4 protein-coding genes are annotated in these 3,140 nt (G+C 71.8%); 3 read left to right on the top strand and 1 reads right to left on the bottom strand.

What is annotated here, in order from left to right; translation table 11 throughout:
* From DJ75_RS04575 to DJ75_RS04565, 3 genes are all read left to right on the top strand, one after another.
* On the top strand, positions 1-1,088 hold a 1,088-nt coding region (locus tag DJ75_RS04575), incomplete at its 5' end, for a hypothetical protein (protein WP_094522974.1).
* A gap of 132 nt (positions 1,089-1,220) precedes the next feature.
* Positions 1,221-1,655 carry a hypothetical protein gene (locus DJ75_RS04570; RefSeq protein WP_094522972.1) on the top strand — a complete coding sequence of 145 codons (435 nt, stop codon included), beginning with the start codon at positions 1,221-1,223 and terminating at the stop codon, positions 1,653-1,655.
* Positions 1,656-1,720: 65 nt separating this feature from the next.
* Positions 1,721-2,257, top strand: a complete 537-nt coding sequence (locus tag DJ75_RS04565) for a type IV pilin N-terminal domain-containing protein (protein ID WP_254921671.1) — start codon at positions 1,721-1,723, stop codon at positions 2,255-2,257.
* A gap of 29 nt (positions 2,258-2,286) precedes the next feature.
* Here the strand turns inward: DJ75_RS04565 and DJ75_RS04560 are convergent, their stop codons facing one another.
* Positions 2,287-2,910, bottom strand: a complete 624-nt coding sequence (locus DJ75_RS04560; RefSeq protein ID WP_094522968.1) for a methyltransferase domain-containing protein — start codon at positions 2,908-2,910, stop codon at positions 2,287-2,289.
* Between the last annotated feature and the right edge of the window lie 230 nt (positions 2,911-3,140).

The raw sequence follows: 3,140 nt of genomic DNA, 5'->3' as shown, positions 1-3,140 counted from the left end.
CGGCGCCGACCGACGCCGACTCCCGGAGAGGCAGCGGCTTTCGCGGCGCGAACCTCGGCCCGGCGCTCTCCTTCTCGGTCGCCGACGCCGGGGCCGCCGTGGAGACCGAGGCGATCGTCGACCGGATCGAGAACGCCCAGACCAGCACCGAGCGACAGCGGCTCATCCTCGCCGCACTCAGCCGCGTCGAGCGCAACGAGGTGAGCCTCCACAGCCGCCAGTCGAAGGCGTTCCAGGCGCACGCCTCCGGCAACCTCTCCGACCGGGAACTCCTCGACGAACTCGTCCGCATCTCCGCCACTGCCCGGGAGTACGACGGGCGGCTCGAGGCGATCGACGCGCTCGCGGAGGAGACCGACGGCTTCAGTTCCCCGACCCGGCTCGACGAGCTTCAGGTCGCGCTCCAGGTGTACAACGGCCCCGTCCGCGACCTCGCGCTCTCGACCGCCCGCGGCGACCGCTCGGCCGCGGAGATCTACGTCGAATCGACGCCGAGCTCGGTCACGCTGGCGACGATCGTCGACGGCGAGTACGTTCGCGAGACGTTCAGAAACGACCGCTGGGGCCGCGGCGGCGGCGCGATCAGCAACGACGAGGCGATCAACGTGACCACGGCCGCGTACCCCGAGACGGCGGCGCTCCGGGAGCCAGACGCGTTCGGGGCCGGCGCGGTCCAGCGGATCACTATCCCGCACGAGTACGGGTTGCTCCGCGCCTTCGTCAGCGGCGGGACGGAGCAGGTGTTCGTCGAGCACCAGCGGATCAACCTCAGCGCCTTCCCCGACACCGAGCGTGCCTCCGAGGCCGGTGACGGCTTCAACGTAACCGTCGAACGGAGCTACGCCGGCGGCCCGGTGACGGTGACCGTCCTCGACGAGGAGACAGGCGACCCCGCTCCCGACGTCACCGTGACGAAGAGCGTCGGCGACGGCGACAGCCGGACGATCGGCACCACGGACGCCGACGGGGTCGTCAGGACCCTCTCGCCGGCGGAGCCGTACCGCATCACCGTCGTCGACGAGCCCCGCGTCGTCGTCGTCGACGACCTCCGACCGATCTCGACGCCCCGGCTCGTCGACGACGAGTAGCGCAGCCGCGTGCTGTCGCCGGCGCGCCCGAGCCCGCGGACGCGACTTCAGTCGGGTGTTCCAGGGTTGGGCGTTCCAAGACCTCCGGAATTCGTCGCGGTGCTCTTGTCGGTCCCGCACCCATCCCTCTCCATGCGCCTGCGCGGCCGGTCACTCTCCCACTGGGCGCTCCTCGCGGCGCTCGGCCAGCTCGCGGCACGCGCGCTCGCCGGCGGGGCCGCGCTCGTTGTCGACCCCTCCGGCGCGCTCGTGGACGCGTCGCCGGCCCCGCTCGCCCCGACGCCAGTCGACGACTTCCTGCTCCCCGGAGCCCTGCTCGTCGCGCTGTTCGGCGTCTGTCCGGTCCTCGCCGGATACGGGCTCCACGCGGACCTCTCGTGGGGGCGGGCCGCGGCCGTAGCGGTCGGTGTCGCGCTGGCGCTCTGGGTGGCCGCCGAGACGGCCCTCGGGTTCGCCCGCCCCACGCGGGCGCTGAATCTCGCCACCGCGGCCGCGGTGCTGGCGCTCGCCGCGTCCCCGTCCGTCGCCTCCTCGTCCGACGGGACGACCGGGTCGAAGAGGCGATGAACCGGTCCCCTCGCCCGTCGGCTTCCGTCCGGACGTTTTTAGCTGATGCCGCGACCAGCCGCCCCGTGCTCCCCGACCGCTCACCGACCCACCCGGGTCCGTCGTCGAACCGGAACGCCGCTGGCGACGCTTACCGCTCCGATCGGGCGCTCGCCCCGGTCGCCGGCGTCCTGCTGCTCGCGATCACCGTCGTCCTCGCGGGCGGCGTCGTCACCGCTGCGCTCGCCGCTCCCGCCGAGCCCGTCGAGCCTGCGCCGACGGCGTCACTGTCGCTGTCGGCGGCCGGCGATCGGGTCACGGTCACGCACCGCGGCGGCGACGCGCTCGACGCGAGCGAACTGGACGTGCGCGTCAGCGTCGACGGCGAGCCGCTCGCCCGCCAGCCGCCGGTGCCGTTCTTTTCTGCGGCCGGCTTCCGGCCGGGACCGACCGGCGCCTTCAACGCTGCCAGCGACGGCGACTGGTCCGTCGGCGAATCGGCGTCGTTCCGGATCGCGGGGACGAACGACCCGGCCCTCGAACCGGGACGGACGATCGCCGTCGAGATATCGGTCGGCGGACGGCCGGTCGCGGCGCTAGAGGCGGTCGTGGAGCCTGGATAGTAGAGCGACGGCGTCGCTCGCTCCGCGCGCTACTCCTCGGGGACCCGGGCGACCGTCGTGATCGCTCGGGGGCTCCGCGGCGTCGCTCGCTGGATGTGGTGTTCGAACGCCTCGTAGCCCGCGGCCTCGAACATCCGATCGGCCTCCTCCTCGTCGTAGAAGAGCATGATCGCGTCGGCGATCCGCTGGAGGACGGGGTTATGCGGGTAGTCCGGACCGACGACGAGCACCTGCCCCCCGGGCTTCGCGACGCGGCGCAGTTCCCGAAGCCCCTCGACGGGATTCGGCCAGTACTCGATCGAGCCCGACGACCAGACGACGTCGAACGTGTCGTCGCGGAAGGGGAGCCGCTCCGCGTCACCGCGGTAGAAGTTCACCCGGTCGCGCTTGCCGAACTTCTCGAACGCCTTCTCCATCTGGTGCACGCTCTGGTCGAGCCCGTGGACGTCGTCGGCGTGTTCCAGCAGTCCCTGCGTGCCGAACCCGGTGCCACACCCCACGTCGAGCACTTTCGGGTCGTCGCCGAACTCCAGCCAGGAGAGCGCCTCCGTCCGCATCTCCTCGGTCCAGTTGAAGCGGTTGACCTGGTCGTACACCTTCGAGAGGTACTTGTAGAACAGGCGGGCGTTCGACTTGTCCTCGAGGATCCCCATTACCGTATCTGTAGGGTCGCCCGCCCCATAACGACACGGATCCGCCACCGGGACGGACCCGGTTCGACCCTCGCGCGGGACGTCGCCGACGGTCCGGTCCGACCCGCTTATCCGCCTGCCGACCGATCCACACGTATGGACCCGACGACGAGCGGCCGGTTCCGCGTGCACGACCGGCGGCCGCGACCGGACATCGAGGACGGTTCCGATGTCGACGGTGTCGCCGCCGA

Origin of the sequence: Halorubrum sp. Eb13 (assembly GCF_002252895.1) — an archaeon.
Classification (GTDB): domain Archaea; phylum Halobacteriota; class Halobacteria; order Halobacteriales; family Haloferacaceae; genus Halorubrum.
This window is presented reverse-complemented; position numbering and strand designations above follow the sequence as displayed.

Coding starts and splice junctions, on each gene's coding strand:
- DJ75_RS04570 (WP_094522972.1), top strand. CDS start 1,221: ATGCGCCTGCGCGGCCGGTCACTCTCCCACTGGGCGCTCCTCGCGGCG.
- DJ75_RS04560 (WP_094522968.1), bottom strand. CDS start 2,910: ATGGGGATCCTCGAGGACAAGTCGAACGCCCGCCTGTTCTACAAGTAC.